Genomic DNA, 16,679 nt, shown 5'->3' on the forward strand with positions numbered 1-16,679 from the left:
ATCTCCTGTTTTTTTGCTACTTTAGCGAAAGCTAAGGAATAAAGCCAAAAAAACAGGTGAAAACGCAGTTAATTAAGATGAATATCTGTAATTATTTCTTTATATAATTGTTATACAACTTTTCAAGCGCACCTTCGGTTGTAAGCGATGGATCTTTACTAATAAAGTGCTTAACCGTACGCGTTACAAAATCAGAGTTTTGCTTATGTAACTTAGAAAAATCTTTAATAATTGTATTACCGTCTTTAGCTGCAGTTACTTTGTCATGACGATGACGATACTGGCTTAGCGCTTTATTAAAATCCCCTTGGTAGTCTTCAACCAAAATTTTATAAAAGTCACTTTTTTGTACGTTTAAATCATTAATGCAGTAATTTAGCGCCTCTTTAAAGTCGGTAAATATCATGCCTTCTACATCAAACTCTTTTGTTTTTTCACGTACTGCTACTTTGGCATCTTCTGTGGCATAGCTAAAACCAGTAAACGCTAAACGCTCAGCGGCTTCTTTACCTAATTTCATACCCGCTTGAATACTATGCGCAAACTCATCGCTCATATCGCCAAGTTCGTTTTCTTCCCACATGTTATAAACACGCAGAGGTTTTGCATATTTAGTGGCAAGCTTTTTTTTCATTTTAGTAAAGCGCTCATCAATCGTCATCAGCCTTTCGTTATGTAAAAGTGCATGGCACTCATAACACGCAGGAATAGATATAAAATCAGCTTCTTCACCTAAATCAACAATGCTTTGTAGCATATGCAGCGGCGGACAATGGTCGCGCTCTGTCGCTTCACAGCCACAATAAAAACACTGGTTAAAATGCTGCTGATCGCAAGCGTATGCTTGCTGATAATAACTGGCTAACGTTTTGCTCACCGTTGCTCCTAAAAAATACGACTAAATTATGGGGGCGATAATAACAGCCTGAAAAAATAAGTCATACCAATTACATTAAATTAGTAATCTATTATTGCGCTAATAAAGTAGCGCAATAACAAGGCGAAATTATAACGTGTAGTTGCTATCACTAATTGCTCCCTGCATTGCTCTACCTCCTGTATCCATGCACTCGTACACGAACAACTTTTAACGCAGTGAGTGCGCTATTTAATGCGATAGAATGATTGTTTTTTAATTGGTATCAGTAGCTATATTTAAATCACGGCCGCTATTAAACCAAACAAGCCACCAAACACACCACCCCATACTACAAGCCAGCCTAAGTGCTCGCGGATCATGGTTTGAATAATCTCTTTAACCATTTTTGGGGTAAGCTCATCTAAGCGCTCATCAACTAATTTAAGTACTGTTTTATGTAGGCTCTCTGCGCTATTACCTTGTGAGAGTGTTTGGCTTACTAATGCTTTAAAGTCGTCAGTTTGGGAAATCTCACTAAGCGACAATTGCATTTTTTCAATAAACTTTTCACGCATTGGCTCTATTGCTGCTGTGCCGCCAAACATCCCAAGCATGCTACCAAACTGAGATTGCTCTATTACCTCTAACAAATTGTCGAATGCGGGGTTTAAATCAACATTACTAATTATTGGCTCAAAATCGATATTGGGCTGCGCTTTATTGAGTAAATTATTAATTTTTTGCTCTGAAAAAAACTCCGTTAATATTAAGTTTCTAATTGCGATTTTAAAGCTTTCAAACTTAAGCGCTATAACGCCTGAGCCATATAAAAACGGGACTTTTTCAAACAACATATGAATCGCTAATAAATTAGTTACCGCGCCAGAAAGTGCAAATAAACCAACTGATAACACAATTGCTTGGTTAAACATAAAACCTACAACAACACATAAACCCGCTAGCAAATTGGTTATTAAACTTTTGTTCATTTTTACTCCATTACAGTAAGTGTAATTTTTATGCAATATAGTCATTAATTTTACAACGTTTAGATTGTTAAATTAATACCTTTTTGCCATAGTTTAAGTATCTGTTTAAAAGGCGAGCAATTGTTATGTGGAAAACAGTAAATGAGCACATCAGCCAAGCCATTAATTTTGACTTTAAACACACCTATAAACGCCAATTACAAAGTACAAATACCGACAAACTATTTCATATTACCAATGGTACGCATAACTTCTTCGTTAAAATAGCATTAAAAAGCGAACTCGAGCGTTTAGAAAGTGAATTTATTGGCTTAAAGCTTTTAGCGCAAAATAGTAATTTTAAAGTCCCTAAATGTATTACAACCGGTGCAAATATAGAGTTTTCGTTTATTGTTTTACAGTGGCTTGTTTTAGATAAACAACCCCACAACACGTGGGCAACTATGGGAAGCAGCCTCGCTAAAATGCATCAAAAGCACGACCAAGCCATGTTTGGTTTTGATGTAGACAACTATATAGCCACTACCATACAACCTAATCGTTGGCACAAAAAGTGGGATGTATTTTACGCCGAAGAACGTATAGGGTGGCAATTACAGTTAATCGCTGAGAAAGGCATTAACTTTATTGAACCCGAGCGCTTAATTAATGCCGTTAAAGAACAGCTGCATAGTCATCAAGTTGAGCCTTCATTACTGCATGGCGATTTTTGGCGTGGCAATATGGGCTTTTTAAAAGCAGAGCCAACATTATTTAACCCGGCTTGTTATTATGGTGATCGGGAAGTGGATATTGCAATGAGCGAACTATTTGCGCCACTTCCAAAAGACTTTTATAGCGCCTATAACCAGCACTACCCGCTTTCTCAAAATTACGAAAAACGTAAGTTAATATACCAGCTATACCCTATTTTAAATCACGCTAACATCTTTGCCGGTCACTATCTTACTGAAGCTAAACAACATATAGAAAAACTGGTGTTTGAAGGTATAAAATAAGTGTCATAAGCTGCATTTCAGCACTATATTTAATGAGTAAGTAGGCGTTCATCTGTAAGCGATTAAGTTGAATCTAACTTAATTATTTATAACTGGAGTGATTATGAAAGATTTTTTATCACAACGAATAACGTGCCCACACTGCGGACACCACATACATTTAGACTTAGACGCAAGCATGGGCGATCAAGACTACATAGAAGATTGCACTGCCTGCTGTAACCCAATTCATTTAAATATGCATATAGATCATGCTAACAATAAATTAGAGCTACACGTAGACAGTGACGACGAACAAATATTTTAACTTAAGCCTGATGGCGTAAGTAGTTTTCTACCGTATTTACAATAGTGTAAGTTTGCTGATCAACTTCAATATTAAACTTGTCACCCACTTGCGCTGCACCAATGTTTGTAATGGCGAGCGTTTCCGGAATTAGGTGTAACCAAAAACCTTGTTCATCAACTTCGCCCACGGTTAAGCTTGCGCCATTTATCGCAACAAACCCTTTATATAACACATACTTTTGCCACTCTTTTGGCAAGCTGAGTTGTATTTTGCAGTTATTCTCAAGCTTCACTATTTGAGAAATTTGTGACGTACAATGAATATGCCCAGACACTATATGCCCACCTAGCTCAGTACCAAACGTAACAGAGCGTTCGTAATTAACTAAACTACCTAGCTCAAGCAGTCCTAAATTAGTTAACTTTAGGGTTTCGTCAATCACATCAAAATGCACTTGCGCTACCACATCGTGATTACTTAGCTCAACTTGCACAACTGTTAAACAACAGCCATTAATAGCAATACTTGCGCCTAAATCTAAATGCTTAACGTACTCATCGCTCACCGATACAACTAAGCGTAAAACACCGTCTGTTTGAGTCTTAGAGACCACCGTAGCTTGCGTTTGCACTATTCCTGTAAACATAAAATCACTTTAAATTATTACAAAGTGCTAGTTTAACGTATCAACTCATAAAATCATTCACTACTGTGATTTTTATTTAAACCCCAATAGATTACAATTACGCCCTATTTTATCAACTAGCTGTTTTTATGACCTTTTGCAATTGGGAAGCCAAGCGTTTACTTTCCCTCGCTTTACCTGTTTTTTTAGCGCAAGTTACACTTATTTTAATGTCGGTCGTCGACACAATTATGGCAGGCCAAGTTAGCCCTACTGACTTAGCTGCACTGTCTATTGCAACAGGAATATGGAACCCTTTATTACTTGGCCTTCAAGGTATTTTATTAGCGCTTACTGGTATTATTGCGCAGTTTTCGGGCAGTGATGACCGCAAAGGCATTAGCCACTATTTTCAACAAGCGCTTTATTTAACCGCTATTTTGAGCTTTACAGGCTTTGGAATTGCCCATTTAGCAGATGCTATTATTTTTAAGCTCGATACAACGCCTGCAATTGCAAACCTTGCCATTGACTACATTCACTTTGTGAAATGGGGTGTATTTGGATTTTTAATTTTTACGGTATACAGAAACGTTACCGAAGGTATGGGAATGACCAAGCCCGCGTTTTACATAAGCCTATTAGGTTTAGCTGTTAATATTCCGGTAAATTATATTTTCATAAATGGCTTATTTGGTTTTCCTGCTTATGGCGGCGCGGGCTGTGGCATTGCCACTGCAATTGTTTTAACTGTTATGGCAATAGCACAAGTCACTTACTGCCAAATGAGTAAAAAAGTAGATGCTAAAGGCCTGCTTTCATCATTCGAAAAACCTAATTTCACTACCATTGGTATTATTACTAAGTTAGGTATACCAATTTCACTCGCCACCTTTTTTGAAGTCACTTTATTTGCGTGTATACCGCTATTTATAGCGCATTTAGGTGCAGTAGCTATATCGGGGCATCAAATAGCAGCCAGTGTAACTACATTGCTATTTATGATGCCGCTGAGCCTATCAATCGCTATCAGCATTCGTATAGGTAACTTATACGGCCAAAAGAACATGACTCAATTAAAAGTTGCGGTTTCTACCAGCTATATTTTAGCCATTGCTGTGGCGTTATTTTTAGCGCTTATTACGTTTGCCGGTCGTGATTTAATTAGCCAACTGTATACCGACAGCCCTGCTGTTATGGCATTGGCTTCATCAATTATGATTTTAGCGTGTATTTACCAATTACCTGATGCACTTCAAGTTGCAGCAAATGGCATACTCCGTGGGTTAAAATACACCACGCCTATATCGTATATTACGTTTATATCGTATTGGTTAATCGGCTTTTGTTTAGGTTACGTATTGGCAAGAACAGACATAATTGTGCCAGCTATGGGGCCACACGGTTTCTGGACTGGGATAATAGTGGGACTTAGTGTCGCTGCTATTTTATTAATGCTAACGGTAAAAAAACGTCTAAAATATGAATTTCTTAAAATTGATGCACTCAATCAAAACTAATAAACTCAGCCTTAAAACATTACCAGCTACTTTGCTGGTAATGTGTTTTTTAACGCTTACTGGCTGCAACAAACCACAAAGTAGTATAAACGTTACTTATATTGAACGCTTAAGTAGCACAGTTGATACAAGCCCAACACAGCCTGCGCCACTCAAGCAACTCCCCTTACTGCAGCCTACCCCAATAGCACAAAGTGACTTAACACTGAGCATTGTTGAGCTTGCAGGCATTAGCCAATGTAAGCTTAACGTGCTTATAAGTGAGCACAATAACCAATTAGGAAAAACCGCCAGCGCTGCTGGGCAATTAAAATATCAAATAAACTTTATTAAAAGTGCACAGGTTTGCTTAAACACGCTTGATAAAAATAGTCCTAGTTACACAAAAATACTCGCAGCCAAAAACTACAAAGAAACACACCTAATGCACTTTTTTAACACCATGTTATTTAAAGAGCCTGAGCTAAATCGTACTTGGCAACTCACTTCAAACGAGCTTACTACTGAACCTGCTGGTTTTAGTGATACCGTACTTGCGCTAAAGCAACTTGTACTCATTAAGCAACAAATTAAGGCTAAAGAATTTAGTGAAATTAATAGCGATTCTATTTTTAGTGCACTCGAGCAGCTTAATAAATTTCAATTTAACCAAGCACTCATTCAATCGGCCCGTAAACAGGTAGTGTTAAATAACAACGCCACGCAGTTTGTAAAAACACTAAACTTGAATACCCTATGCCCTCAGGGTAAAAATAATAAAAGCGCAAAAATCGTAAACAACGTATTTCAAAAGTTTTACCTAAAAGAAATTCAGCCCTATCAAGCGCAGTTAACTGGTTATCTAGAGGTACTACAACCGCTTTATAATGAGCTTTGGTTTAACGAAAGTATCTCAAGTCCTAAAATTAATAACTTAGTCAAAACGGACTCAGCAAGTAACTTACTGAACTTACTAAAAAGCTCAGCTAAAAAACACGTGGTTTGGTGGCAAGGTTTTTATAAAACGTGTGAAATAAGCCCAATATGAATAAAAAAACGGCAAATAAACTCAAAAACAACAAACTTGCTTGATTCACCAACCGCCACGCTATATATTAGCCGCCGTTGTTAAGCAATTAACACCTACTTAAATAAAGTAATACGACTGTAGCTCAGTTGGTTAGAGCACTACCTTGACATGGTAGGGGTCGGTGGTTCGAATCCACTCAGTCGTACCAACATTAATGAAACGTATAATCGAAGGAAAGAGCACTACCTACTCTTGACCACCCGGTCCAAAGGTCAGTAGTTCGAATCCACTCATTCGTACCAAAATTTAAGTAAAATAAATAAAAGTACATCTGAAGGAAAAAGCACTACCTACTCTTGATCACCCGGTCCAAAGGTCAGTAGTTCGAATCCACTCAGTCGTACCAAATTTATTCTAATATCACAGAATAAATTTATTTAAGAATTCAAAAATTGTACGACTGTAGCTCAGTTGGTTAGAGCACTACCTTGACATGGTAGGGGTCGGTGGTTCGAATCCACTCAGTCGTACCACTTCAAAGTAATGAAAAAAACTTAAGTAAAAGCACTACCCACTCTTGATCACCCGGTCCAAGGGTCAGCAGTTCGAATCCACTCAGTCGTACCACTTCAAAGTAATAAAAAACCTAAGAAAAAGCACTACCCACTCTTGATCACCCGGTCCAAGGGTCAGCAGTTCGAATCCACTCAGTCGTACCACTTAAAAGTAATGAAAAAAACCAAAGAAAAAGCACTACCCACTCTTGATCACCCGGTCCAAGGGTCAGCAGTTCGAATCCACTCAGTCATACCAGTTCACAACAATAATAAAATACCTCAAAGAAAAAGCACTACCCACTATTGAACACTCAACTTCAACAGTTAATCATTAATTAACGATCGCTTACAACCAGGTTATAGCTTTATTTCTTGTAAATTATCCTTGTGAGTTTTGTTGACATTTCATGATTAAAATTCATTCAATTTACGGGGGGGTAATCGTGCGCGATTTGTAACCTATTGGGCTCGGTAACGGCTTCTGCGTTACTCTGATGGCTTACATTCTTGTAAGAATAAGTAAAAATCGAGTAACAAAGAGTCAATAACCGCACTGTATAGGCGATGTTTTGATTAAAAAACAACACATACAGCTGCAAATTCAACCTCTAAGATCAACAGCCTCTAGTCTATTTTATTTAGTAATTCATAACCTGCAAGTACATCACTCAACTCCTCGTCAATGGTACTTTGACGCAGAGTATTAAACTCACTCGAAAGCTTATCAAGTAGCTCTTCAATATTTTTTTCAGCGCGTTGCATTGCGCCAAGACGGCTGCTATTTTCGCTGACCAACGACTCGGCACATGCACGATAAAGAGAAATAAAAATATACTCGCGGATCAATGCCCTTATTGTTGTAGAGTGCTTACAGAGTACTTCTGGCAAAGCTTTAGTTGGCCATAAAATATTTTTAAAATTATCTCGCCATTGCTCGTCAAGTGGGAGTAATCGCTGAGACACACATTCATAAAGCGCGCCTTGTTTAGGTTGATTATAAAACACCAATACACGGCAACCAGGATTAAGAACCAAGCTTGATTCACTGTCTATTTGAATTTGCCTAACTAAGGTATCTATATCGTGAACACTCACTGGCACTGTGTATACTTTTACTAAATTAAAGCCGGCATCGGTAAGTCGAGATGCAGCACGTGCGCCTACTACCCAAATTAGAGGTGGCTGGGTCTCGTTACTTAGCGCTTTAATTGTAAAGTCGGTGATACTTTCATTAAATTGCCCTACCAACCCTTGATCTGAGCCGAATATGATCACACCCACTCTGCTTTCATTTAAATTTTTGGGTTGTGGTGAAAATTGAGATGACATGTCATCACGCAAACTCGCACTTAATCCTAACTCAACTGCCCGGTAGTAATCGGTCAATGAGCTAATCGATTTTTCATATTGCCCAATACTCGAGGCAGCAAGTGCCTTCATCGTTTTTACAACGCCTTGTAAATCACTTGCACTGGCTATTTTATGGCGTAAATTAGCGGCACTATTGCTCATGTTGTTATTGCCTTGTTTTCAGACTCAAAATCAACAAGTGCGCGCTTAGCCAACTCAACAATTGTTTGTCGATCGTCATCACTTAAGCTTTTAGCGGTATCAAATCTATCACACAAAGTATCGTCTAACTGCGCAACTGCTTTTTTAAGAATATTTTTTGCGTCGTTTATTTTTAGCAGTTCAATCGAATCTAAAAAGCCATTACTGAGTGCGAGTAATAGCATAATTTGCTCAGGCACTGGCATAGGTGATGATTCAGATTGATGTAAGCTCGCTCGAATTCGCCGTCCATGTTCAATTATACGCCGTGTATCATCATCAAGTCGGGCACCAAAACGAGCAAAGGTTTCTAGCTCTTCAAATTGAGCATATGCAAGCTTTAGATCGCCAGCAACTGCACGAAATGCAGCACGCTGTGCTTTACCGCCCACACGAGAAACCGACTTACCAACGTCAACGGCTGGTAATACACCTAGAGCAAATAATGAGGGTGATAAATAAATTTGTCCGTCGGTAATCGAAATTAAATTAGTTGGAATATAGGCTGAAATATTTTGAGCTTCGGTCTCTATAATGGGGAGTGCGGTCAAGGAACCACCGCCACGTTCTTTATTTAAATGGGTCGCACGCTCTAGTAATCGTGAATGAATATAAAAAATATCCCCAGGAAATGCTTCTCGTCCGGGCGGTCGTCGTAACAACAAAGACAACTCGCGGTAAGCTCTTGCGTGCTTAGTTAAATCGTCATATACAATAAGTACATCACGTCCTTGCTCCATAAAATATTCTGCAATACTGGTTGCAGCGTAAGGCGCTATATACTGTAAGCCCGGTGGCTCATTACCCTCTGTTGCAACAACAACCGTATAAGCCATTGCATTTTGCGCGCGTAATATTGCTATTGATTTAGCGACCGTTGATGCCCGCTGACCAATAGCGCAATAAATACAAATTACATTTTGTTCTCGCTGATTTAAAATCGTGTCTATGGCTATAGCTGTTTTACCTGTTTGCCTGTCACCTAAAATAAGCTCTCGTTGTCCTCGCCCTATTGGGATCATCGCATCAATTACAATAAGTCCGGTTTGCAAAGGCGTAGTAACAGGAGAGCGGTCCATAATTGGTGCAGCTGGACGCTCTATTGGTAAACGCTGCTCGGTTTGTATAACGCTTCCACCGTCTAGTGCCTCGCCAAGTGGGTTTATCACTCGCCCTAATAGCGCATTGCCAACCGCTACATCCATTACACGACCACTGCGGCGCACTTCATCCCCAGCTTGTAAGTGGGCGTATTCACCTAAAAGCACAACACCGACTTCTTTTTCATCAATATTAAACGCAATTCCAAGCACATTACCGGGAAATATAATTAGTTCCTCAAAGCCAACGCCAGGTAATCCCGACACCTTCGCAATACCCGTTGATACACTGGTAATAATACCAACTTCATGTAAGTTCAATTTTGAGTTAACTGTTTTTAGCCCTTGCTGAATGTGCTTAAATACATCACCAAACGCGTTTCTTAAACTGTGTATTTTTGTGTTTTTATTTTGAGTGTTTTCGCTAAGGTTACTCATCACTTATCAACAGGTTGAGAAGTTGTAGGCTGAGCTGTTTTTTGTTTTAGTAGCATATCAACTTCCTGCTCGATTGATTGTAAGTAATCGTCAATACTCCACACCAGCTTTTGTCCATTGACACATAACTCAATCCCGCTGATAAGGCTCTCATCGGTGGTGAATTTAATGGTAATATCTTTTGAAAACACAGTATTAATAGCATTCTTAAGTGCTAAACGCTGAGATTCAGTTAGCTCAAACGCACTTTGAATTAAGGCAGGTACAAATTCACTATTTGTACTTAGCGCCTGCGCTAAAGTGGTTTTTTTGTCGTCATCAAGCTTATATAAGCGCGCTGTAAACACCTCACATATTTGTTGTTCTAAAGTTGTTGATGCCAGTTCAGTTAAGGTTTTGCGACTAATAGCAAATACCTCTTGCTTAACTTTTCGACTTAAAGACTCCTTTAAATTATCAGTCTCTTTTACTATATTTTGTTGATATTTAGTGCCCCAGCTTTGGACTCTTTTTTGCGCCTCTAACATAAGTGTTTGCTCTGCTTGCTTAGCACTCACGCTTACTTGTTGCATCTTTTGTGTACGTTGTTGTTCAAACTCTTCATTTTTCAGAAAAAACTTTTCACGCTCCGCCAGTGCTTCATTTTGGTTTGTTTCAGCATCGTCTAACTCAGCGGCTATACGCTCTTCTCGCTTATCAATAGCGTGCAAAATTGGTTTATATAAATAGCGTTTTAGTAACCACACCAAAATTAAAAAATTAACCACTTGGGCTGCAACTGTAAACCAATCAATTAGCATGGTTTAACTTCCTGCAGCTTGTGCGATAGCGTAGTTCCAAAACGGATTGGCAAAAATAAGAATCATCGACACGACAAAACAGTATATTGCGGTCGATTCAATCATCGCAAGCCCTACAAAGAGCGTGCGCGTAATAGTTGCTGATGCATCAGGTTGCTGTGCTAATGCACTCAATGCCGTTGCTACTGCTTTACCTTCGCCAAGCGATGGACCTAAACAACCAAAACTAATTGTAATTCCTGAAATAACGATTGATGCCATTGCGATCATTGTCATGCTATCCATGTTCTCTCCAAGTATGATGTGTAGAAATACGTGATTAATTAACTCGTTGTTTGGCTGGTTTTACTGAGCGCGTAGCCGCAGCAATATAAACGGCGGCTAAAATAGTAAAAATATAAGCCTGTACTAAGCCTGTAAGCAAACCCAGTGCCGTCATTACGATTGGGAATATAAAGGGTGTAATGGTTAACAAAATGCCAATGATCATTGCCCCGCTCATCATGTTGCCAAATAACCGCACAGCCAGAGCAAGTGTCCGTGATAATTCGCTAATAATATTAAATGGCAACATAATAAAAGTAGGAGCCATATAAGATTTTAAGTAATTGCCAAGCCCTTGTTCACTGATACCAAATAAAGGCACTGCAATAAATACGGTGAGCGCCAGTGCTGCTGTAGTCGATAACGACGCCGTGGGTGGCTCATAACCCGGAACAATGGTAAACATGCTCGCGGTTACTAAAAATAAAAACAGTGTGCCTAAAAAGCCAAGGTATTTTTTAGCGTCATTCAAGCCTACGTCTTCAATTTGTTGTGTGATCCCCGTTACTATAATTTCTAAAAAATTTTGCCAACGAGAACGCTTTAACGTGGTTGAAAGCTTACGGGTTATCAATATCGAACTAATCACCAAAACCAACATTAAAACCCAAGTGAAAACGATGGTTGCATTGAGTTTTAAAAAACCATTTTGCCAATAAATAACCGTATCAGGACTCAGGTGCATGATGTGTCACCTTTGCTAAATGAGAGGTTGATGCAGTACGGGAAACATAAGTGGTAATAAAACGGGCTATCAAAAAGCTAAATAAACACAGTGGTAATTGCAACCAAGATCTTGATAATAAGTCACTCGTCATCACAATATAAAAGCCACTTAAAGTAATTCCCATGCGTATAAATAAACTCAGCACAACCCATAGCGCTGGGTGAGTCGATACCATACTTTTTTGCACCGTCCACCACAGGCCACCAAAAAATAAGGCACCAAGCATTAGACCTACACTAACAATAATTAATACGCCGACTAGCTCATGCATCTTCGTCATCCTTTTGCTCTTGATGTATCGCGCTGTCTTCTTTGCTCATCCAGTGCCACGCGTTAAAGCACCCAAGCGCCAAACCCGCCACCAATAAAGCCAATGTCCATGACCGCTCAGTGGCATAATGCGAATCTATATACACACCTAAACTTGCACCAAGTATGGTAGGCACTGCAACCGACCAACCAATGAGGCCCATCATTCCTAAACCAAACCATATTTTTTGATGAGAGTTAAGCCTTGCTTTTAGCTTACGCTGGGCTTTTATTTCTACTTGTTCTGCAAGTGTTGATGAACTGCTTTGTGAGTCTTTTGAACCTAGGTCGTCTTTTTTGTTTGTCATAAATAAATAGCTTTTAGTGGTTAAAGTCGAAAACGATTTAAAAAGCTACTTTCTAATTTAGCCATCACTGTTCTTACTTGTTGTGCTTGTTCATTGAGTGCCAAAAACTCTTTATCTACAGCGCTGCGAAGTGTTGCCAGATCAGTACCTAATATGGCACTTCGCACCGATACCAGCACAGTGTTTCCTGTTTTAATTAATACGCCCTCATCTACGGCTACAAATATCTCACCGTCTTTTTCGCAATTAAATGTCAAAATACCTGGGGTTAGAGGCGCAATACAGTCAAGGCGATTGGGTAAAAATCCGTACGATCCTTCGCTTGTTTCGGCAACAACATGAGTCACATCATGCCTGTCGAAAAATATCTCATACGGCAGCAATAATTTAAGGTGTATCTGAGTTTGCGTCACCGCTTGTATCCTCATTATTATTTACTGTGGATTTTATTTTGACCTCACTTATGGCACCTATCATATAAAGTGCACTCTCTGGCACGTTTTTAAATTCATCATTTAAAATGCGTTCACACCCATCTAGCGCATCATCAAGGCTAACAAGTTTGCCTTTATAACTAGTAAATTGCTCTGTTGTAAAAAATGGCTGAGTAAGAAAACGCTCTAAACGCCTTGCGCGTCCAACAATGTTGCGGTCCTCAACTGATAACTGTTCAAGCCCTAACATAGCAATAATATCTTTGAGTTCATTGTATTGCGCTAAGGTGCTACGTACCTTTTGTGCAAGTAAGTAGTGGCGCTCTCCCACAACCCCGGGGCTCGCCATTTTTGAATTAGATTGCAGGGGATCTATAGCCGGAAATAATCCTTCGCTTGCGCGTTTACGAGAGAGCACAATAGAAGCCGATAAATGCGAAAATGTATGAACTGCGGCCGGATCGGTAAAATCATCGGCAGGTACATACACCGCTTGAATAGAAGTAATAGCACCATTTTGTGTATTGGCAATTCGCTCTTCTAACCCAGCAAGCTCTGTGCCCATAGTAGGCTGATAACCAAGCCTTGAAGGCATTTGCCCCATTAAGCCCGATACCTCAGAGCCTGCCTGAATAAAACGAAATATATTGTCGATTAGCAACAGCACATCTCGCTGCTCATCATCACGAAAATACTCAGCCATAGTTAAAGCTGCATGCCCCACCCTAAAACGACTCCCTGGTGGCTCGTTCATTTGCCCAAAAATCATCGCCATGTTTGGCAAAACGCCCGCGTCTTTCATTTCGCGATAAAGCTCTTCGCCTTCACGGCAACGCTCACCTATGCCACAAAATAGGCTAACACCTTTGTGCTTGCCCACCATATTGTGAATCATTTCAGTCAATAACACTGTTTTGCCAACACCTGCACCGCCAAACAATCCCGCTTTGCCACCACGTTCTAACGGCACCAGCAGATCAATTACTTTTATACCGGTTTCAAAAATCTCTGATTGGGTTGACCGTTCGGTTAATGGCACTGGCTTATTATGTACAGAGCGCCACTGAACATCTTTAAGCTCACCACCGCCATCAAGCGTGTTACCAAACACATCAAACATTCTCGATAAGGTTCCTTTACCAACAGGGGTAAGTAACGGTCCGCCACTGTCAACAACTTCCATGCCACGCGCAAGTCCTTGTGTAGGCGTGAGCGCAATTGCTCTTACATGATGCTCATTGCGCTGCTCTAGCACTTCAAAAATACACTGTTTATTTTCGCCAGCACTAAGCATTGAATTAATCGCAGGTAGCTTTGTGTCAAAACGCACGTCAATTACGCTGCCGCGTATAGCGGTAATTGTACCGAGATTTTCAAATTTACTAATCGTGGATTGAGCTACAAAATTCATTGATGCGCCTGCCACTGCCAATTACGAATTTCAGGGAGATCTTGCCCATGCTTATTAATATATTTTTTATGCTCAACAAGCTTTTCTTCAAGCTGTTTTTTTAGTGCGTCTCTTTTTGTACCCAAGTTTGGCAGGCGTTCCAGTGTATCTAACACTAAATGAAAACGATCAATCTCGTTTAATACCGTCATATCAAAAGCAGTTGTAATAGTGCCTTCTTCTTTATACCCGCGAACATGAATATTATGATGATTATTACGCTTGTACGTAAGCCTATGAATAAGCGTTGGGTAGCCATGAAATGCAAAAATAACCGGCTTATTAATAGTAAACAGAGTGTCAAAATCCTCTGCGATTAACCCGTGAGGATGTTCGGTATTAGGCTGTAAACGCATCAAATCAACCACGTTAACAACCCGGATTCTAAGATTACTAAAATGCTCGAGTAAAATCATAACGGCTGCCATCGTTTCCAATGTAGGCACATCACCACAACAAGCCATCACCACATCAGGTGTTGCATCTACGCTATTACCCGCCCATTGCCAAATGCCAATCCCTGCCTCGCAATGTTTAACAGCTGCCACCATATCTAACCATTGCGGCGCAGGATGCTTGCCTGCAATAACGACATTAACGTAATGACGACTTCGCAAACAATGATCCATTACCGACAGCAAGCAGTTAGCATCAGGCGGTAAATAAACGCGCACAATTTCAGCTTTTTTATTAATAACATGATCGATAAAACCCGGATCTTGATGGGTAAAACCGTTGTGATCTTGTCGCCATACATGCGATGCCAGTAAATAATTAAGTGAAGCGATTTTTTTACGCCATGGTAAACCTGCCGCCACTTTTAACCATTTAGCATGTTGATTAAACATCGAGTCAATAATATGAATAAACGCTTCATAACTATTAAACAAACCATGGCGGCCGGTTAATAAATATCCTTCAAGCCAACCTTCGCATTGATGTTCACTCAGCATTTCCATTACTCTGCCACTAGGCGAAAGCTGCTCATCGTTGCTATGGGTTGCTGCATTCCACTGTCTATCGGTTACCTCTAACAGTGCACCTAAACCATTGGATACTGTTTCGTCAGGTCCAAATACTCTAAAATTACGTTGCTCGTCATTAAGCTCAACTATATCTCTCAAAAATGGACCTAAAACTCTGGTATCACCAATTCCTCGTATACCGGGAGAGATTACTTCGCATGCATAATCGCGAAAATCAGGCATATGCAAATCTTCTAGCAGCAACCCACCATTCGCATGAGGATTTGCTCCCATACGGCGATTCCCCGTTGGGGCCAATTCAGCAAGCTCTGGTAATAAACGCCCTTGTGAATCGAAAAGTGTTTCTGGATGATAGCTACGCAGCCAGCTTTCTAATAATTGCAAATGATCTGGATGAGCTGATGGGCTAGAAATAGGAACCTGATGCGCACGCGATGTTCCCTCTATCTGAAAACCATCTACGAGCTTTGGACCCGTCCACCCTTTAGGTGAAATGAGGATAATCATTGGCCAACGTGGACGAGTTGGATCGTTATTATCGAGAGCATCTTTTTTTATTTTTTTTATTTGATGTATTGCGACATCAAGTGCTTTAGCCATAGCCTGATGCATTAGCTCAGGCTCATGTCCTTCAACAAAAATAGGGCTCCAGCCATAACCGAACATTAATTGCTCTAATTCTTCACGGGTAATACGCGCTAAAACGGTAGGATTGGCAATTTTATACCCATTCAAATGCAATATAGGGAGAACAGCACCGTCACTGATAGGATTAAGAAACTTATTAGAATGCCATGCAGTTGCAATAGGCCCTGTTTCTGCCTCACCATCACCCACCACACAAGCAACTATTAAGTCTGGATTATCAAATACAGCTCCAAACGAATGACTCAAAGAATAGCCCAGCTCGCCACCTTCATGAATCGAGCCCGGACACTCGGGCGACACATGACTAGGAATGCCACCGGGAAACGAAAACTGCAAAAACAGTTTTTGCATACCTGCTTTATCTTGGCTTATATCAGGGTAAATTTCACTGTAGGTCCCCTCAAGATAAGTATTAGCAACCATAGCTTGCCCGCCATGCCCTGGGCCAGATACATAAATCATATTTAGATCGTGTATTTTAATAATGCGATTTAAATGCGCATAAATAAAATTTTGCCCGGGTGTTGTTCCCCAGTGCCCAAGCAACATATTTTTAATATCACTTAGTATCAGTGGGCGCTCTAAAAGTGGGTTATCGCATAAATAAATTTGACCTACCGACAGGTAATTCGTGGCACGCCAATATGCGTCAATTAACTCTAATTCTTTTGATGTTAATGAAGGAAGAATCATATGCAGGGTTTCCATCTTGTCGCATCCAAAAATGCTTAAGCCATGCTCTATATAAGAGCATGGCG

At 40.0% G+C, this 16,679-nt stretch carries 17 protein-coding genes and 2 tRNA genes; 6 read left to right on the forward strand and 13 right to left on the reverse strand.

Features of this window, described 5'->3' with window-relative positions:
- Positions 1 to 91: 91 nt before the first annotated feature.
- A complete protein-coding gene (locus I6E85_RS15140; RefSeq protein ID WP_007585117.1) occupies positions 92 to 877 on the reverse strand; it encodes a hypothetical protein in 786 nt (261 codons plus the stop codon).
- A gap of 278 nt (positions 878 to 1,155) precedes the next feature.
- Positions 1,156 to 1,848 carry a hypothetical protein gene (locus tag I6E85_RS15145; protein WP_024607611.1) on the reverse strand — a complete coding sequence of 231 codons (693 nt, stop codon included), beginning with the start codon at positions 1,846 to 1,848 and terminating at the stop codon, positions 1,156 to 1,158.
- Between the two features lie 125 nt (positions 1,849 to 1,973).
- On the opposite strand from I6E85_RS15145, the gene I6E85_RS15150 reads away from it, so the two are divergent.
- Together I6E85_RS15150 and I6E85_RS15155 are read left to right on the forward strand one after the other, a co-directional pair.
- The gene (locus I6E85_RS15150; protein WP_197237095.1) at positions 1,974 to 2,846 is read left to right on the forward strand and encodes a fructosamine kinase family protein; all 873 of its coding nucleotides are present in this window, start codon (positions 1,974 to 1,976) and stop codon (positions 2,844 to 2,846) included.
- 103 nt (positions 2,847 to 2,949) lie between these two features.
- Positions 2,950 to 3,153, forward strand: coding sequence for a CPXCG motif-containing cysteine-rich protein (locus I6E85_RS15155; RefSeq protein WP_008166246.1), 204 nt, complete (start codon positions 2,950 to 2,952; stop codon positions 3,151 to 3,153).
- 1 nt (position 3,154) lies between these two features.
- On the opposite strand, the gene I6E85_RS15160 is transcribed toward I6E85_RS15155, so the two are convergent.
- Positions 3,155 to 3,781 (reverse strand): riboflavin synthase, encoded by a 627-nt coding sequence (locus I6E85_RS15160; RefSeq protein ID WP_007585130.1) that lies wholly within the window; start codon positions 3,779 to 3,781, stop codon positions 3,155 to 3,157.
- Between the two features lie 128 nt (positions 3,782 to 3,909).
- Here I6E85_RS15160 and I6E85_RS15165 point away from each other — a divergent pair, with 128 nt between their 5' ends.
- From I6E85_RS15165 to I6E85_RS15180, 4 genes are all read left to right on the forward strand, one after another.
- On the forward strand, positions 3,910 to 5,280 hold the full coding sequence (locus I6E85_RS15165; protein WP_007585131.1) for an MATE family efflux transporter: 1,371 nt from the start codon (positions 3,910 to 3,912) through the stop codon (positions 5,278 to 5,280).
- On the forward strand, positions 5,243 to 6,307 hold the full coding sequence (locus tag I6E85_RS15170) for a DUF3080 family protein (RefSeq protein ID WP_197237096.1): 1,065 nt from the start codon (positions 5,243 to 5,245) through the stop codon (positions 6,305 to 6,307). Before I6E85_RS15165 ends, I6E85_RS15170 begins: the two co-directional genes overlap by 38 nt.
- Positions 6,308 to 6,420: 113 nt before the next feature.
- Positions 6,421 to 6,497, forward strand: a tRNA-Val gene (locus I6E85_RS15175).
- A gap of 248 nt (positions 6,498 to 6,745) precedes the next feature.
- Positions 6,746 to 6,822 (forward strand) — tRNA-Val (locus I6E85_RS15180).
- Positions 6,823 to 7,470: 648 nt separating this feature from the next.
- On the opposite strand, the gene I6E85_RS15185 is transcribed toward I6E85_RS15180, so the two are convergent.
- The 10 genes from I6E85_RS15185 to I6E85_RS15230 are packed head-to-tail and all read right to left on the reverse strand — an operon-like array spanning position 7,471 to position 16,629.
- Positions 7,471 to 8,358: a F0F1 ATP synthase subunit gamma gene (locus tag I6E85_RS15185; RefSeq protein WP_024607607.1), complete on the reverse strand. Its 888-nt coding sequence runs from the start codon at positions 8,356 to 8,358 to the stop codon at positions 7,471 to 7,473.
- Positions 8,355 to 9,935 (reverse strand): alternate F1F0 ATPase, F1 subunit alpha, encoded by a 1,581-nt coding sequence (locus tag I6E85_RS15190; RefSeq protein WP_024607606.1) that lies wholly within the window; start codon positions 9,933 to 9,935, stop codon positions 8,355 to 8,357. The genes I6E85_RS15185 and I6E85_RS15190 overlap by 4 nt, the downstream gene beginning before the upstream one ends.
- Positions 9,935 to 10,735 (reverse strand): F0F1 ATP synthase subunit delta, encoded by an 801-nt coding sequence (locus I6E85_RS15195; RefSeq protein WP_010552607.1) that lies wholly within the window; start codon positions 10,733 to 10,735, stop codon positions 9,935 to 9,937. The genes I6E85_RS15190 and I6E85_RS15195 overlap by 1 nt, the downstream gene beginning before the upstream one ends.
- 3 nt (positions 10,736 to 10,738) lie before the next feature.
- Positions 10,739 to 11,020: a F0F1 ATP synthase subunit C gene (locus tag I6E85_RS15200; RefSeq protein ID WP_010552606.1), complete on the reverse strand. Its 282-nt coding sequence runs from the start codon at positions 11,018 to 11,020 to the stop codon at positions 10,739 to 10,741.
- Between the two features lie 34 nt (positions 11,021 to 11,054).
- Complete coding sequence (locus I6E85_RS15205) at positions 11,055 to 11,744, reverse strand: F0F1 ATP synthase subunit A (protein WP_010552605.1); 690 nt, start codon at positions 11,742 to 11,744, stop codon at positions 11,055 to 11,057.
- Positions 11,728 to 12,057 carry an ATP synthase subunit I gene (locus tag I6E85_RS15210; protein WP_197237097.1) on the reverse strand — a complete coding sequence of 110 codons (330 nt, stop codon included), beginning with the start codon at positions 12,055 to 12,057 and terminating at the stop codon, positions 11,728 to 11,730. Before I6E85_RS15210 ends, I6E85_RS15205 begins: the two co-directional genes overlap by 17 nt.
- On the reverse strand, positions 12,050 to 12,403 hold the full coding sequence (locus I6E85_RS15215; protein WP_024607604.1) for an AtpZ/AtpI family protein: 354 nt from the start codon (positions 12,401 to 12,403) through the stop codon (positions 12,050 to 12,052). The genes I6E85_RS15210 and I6E85_RS15215 overlap by 8 nt, the downstream gene beginning before the upstream one ends.
- Positions 12,404 to 12,423: 20 nt before the next feature.
- Complete coding sequence (locus I6E85_RS15220; RefSeq protein WP_024609583.1) at positions 12,424 to 12,816, reverse strand: F0F1 ATP synthase subunit epsilon; 393 nt, start codon at positions 12,814 to 12,816, stop codon at positions 12,424 to 12,426.
- On the reverse strand, positions 12,791 to 14,248 hold the full coding sequence (gene atpD, locus I6E85_RS15225; protein ID WP_197237098.1) for a F0F1 ATP synthase subunit beta: 1,458 nt from the start codon (positions 14,246 to 14,248) through the stop codon (positions 12,791 to 12,793). Before atpD ends, I6E85_RS15220 begins: the two co-directional genes overlap by 26 nt.
- Positions 14,245 to 16,629: a phosphoketolase gene (locus I6E85_RS15230; protein ID WP_197237099.1), complete on the reverse strand. Its 2,385-nt coding sequence runs from the start codon at positions 16,627 to 16,629 to the stop codon at positions 14,245 to 14,247. The genes atpD and I6E85_RS15230 overlap by 4 nt, the downstream gene beginning before the upstream one ends.
- Positions 16,630 to 16,679: the final 50 nt, after the last annotated feature.

This window comes from Pseudoalteromonas sp. NZS71 (genome assembly GCF_015864715.1).
Lineage (GTDB): Bacteria > Pseudomonadota > Gammaproteobacteria > Enterobacterales > Alteromonadaceae > Pseudoalteromonas > Pseudoalteromonas arctica.

Coding starts and splice junctions, on each gene's coding strand:
- I6E85_RS15145 (WP_024607611.1), bottom strand. CDS start 1,848: ATGAACAAAAGTTTAATAACCAATTTGCTAGCGGGTTTATGTGTTGTT.
- I6E85_RS15150 (WP_197237095.1), top strand. CDS start 1,974: ATGTGGAAAACAGTAAATGAGCACATCAGCCAAGCCATTAATTTTGAC.
- I6E85_RS15155 (WP_008166246.1), top strand. CDS start 2,950: ATGAAAGATTTTTTATCACAACGAATAACGTGCCCACACTGCGGACAC.
- I6E85_RS15160 (WP_007585130.1), bottom strand. CDS start 3,781: ATGTTTACAGGAATAGTGCAAACGCAAGCTACGGTGGTCTCTAAGACT.
- I6E85_RS15165 (WP_007585131.1), top strand. CDS start 3,910: ATGACCTTTTGCAATTGGGAAGCCAAGCGTTTACTTTCCCTCGCTTTA.
- I6E85_RS15170 (WP_197237096.1), top strand. CDS start 5,243: ATGAATTTCTTAAAATTGATGCACTCAATCAAAACTAATAAACTCAGC.
- I6E85_RS15185 (WP_024607607.1), bottom strand. CDS start 8,358: ATGAGCAATAGTGCCGCTAATTTACGCCATAAAATAGCCAGTGCAAGT.
- I6E85_RS15190 (WP_024607606.1), bottom strand. CDS start 9,935: ATGAGTAACCTTAGCGAAAACACTCAAAATAAAAACACAAAAATACAC.
- I6E85_RS15195 (WP_010552607.1), bottom strand. CDS start 10,735: ATGCTAATTGATTGGTTTACAGTTGCAGCCCAAGTGGTTAATTTTTTA.
- I6E85_RS15200 (WP_010552606.1), bottom strand. CDS start 11,020: ATGGATAGCATGACAATGATCGCAATGGCATCAATCGTTATTTCAGGA.
- I6E85_RS15205 (WP_010552605.1), bottom strand. CDS start 11,744: ATGCACCTGAGTCCTGATACGGTTATTTATTGGCAAAATGGTTTTTTA.
- I6E85_RS15210 (WP_197237097.1), bottom strand. CDS start 12,057: ATGCATGAGCTAGTCGGCGTATTAATTATTGTTAGTGTAGGTCTAATG.
- I6E85_RS15215 (WP_024607604.1), bottom strand. CDS start 12,403: ATGACAAACAAAAAAGACGACCTAGGTTCAAAAGACTCACAAAGCAGT.
- atpD (WP_197237098.1), bottom strand. CDS start 14,248: ATGAATTTTGTAGCTCAATCCACGATTAGTAAATTTGAAAATCTCGGT.
- I6E85_RS15230 (WP_197237099.1), bottom strand. CDS start 16,629: ATGGAAACCCTGCATATGATTCTTCCTTCATTAACATCAAAAGAATTA.